At 34.7% G+C, this 683-nt stretch carries 1 protein-coding gene; it reads left to right on the plus strand.

The genetic code is table 11. The features are described from left to right. Positions 1–194 precede the first annotated feature (194 nt). Positions 195–506 carry a DUF6509 family protein gene (locus AC1DRF_RS31110; RefSeq protein ID WP_097824378.1) on the plus strand — a complete coding sequence of 104 codons (312 nt, stop codon included), beginning with the start codon at positions 195–197 and terminating at the stop codon, positions 504–506. Positions 507–683 lie beyond the last annotated feature (177 nt).

The following is a 683-nucleotide window of genomic DNA, read 5'->3' on the forward strand; positions in this document are numbered from 1 at the left end:
TGTATAAGCAAAAACATACGCGCGTTTCTTCCGCCTTTAAGTAAATCATCGAAGTTCTTGCGCCATCGATTTGCTAAATAGAATGATCAAGGAATAAATCCGTGCATGGATTACGCATGCACTTTCTTTCTTTGCAAAGAAAAACTATAATAGATGATGCAAGCATTTTACTGATATATGGAAAGGACGTACATATGTTTACAATTAAAGAATATACAGCTGAACAATTGCAGGATCCATTTGGTCTCCTTCTAGGTGAACGCTATGAATTTCATTTATACATTGAGGTAGAAGAAGATGACGAATTATATACGGGCAACGACCTAGCACTACGCTTAGTATATATTAAAGGCAAAGATAACACTTCTATTGCCCAAACTCATTTCTACGAAGTTTCAACAAATAAAGTCTTAGACTTCGACCTTGAAGAAGAGGAAGAAGAAGCTGTAAAAGAGTTTTGCGGGAAGCACTTACCTTCAGAGGAAGATACAAATAACGAGGAATAATTAAAAGAGACTGGGACAAACGTATTTTAGTTGAAGGAAAATCCGAACGATGAATCGAGATTCTTSRTRRAGAATCAMAYTCGTTCGGATTTTTTCATTGGTAGAGTGAACATATCTTTTATTTATTTAAATTCTTCTAGCTTTTGTGTTTAATTCGATCCCTACTATCTCATTTTT

It is taken from the genome of Priestia sp. P5_B4, from assembly GCF_056400385.1.

What these genes read in the sequence shown, in the direction of transcription:
- AC1DRF_RS31110 (WP_097824378.1), top strand. Translation starts at nt 195, where the DNA reads ATGTTTACAATTAAAGAATATACAGCTGAACAATTGCAGGATCCATTT.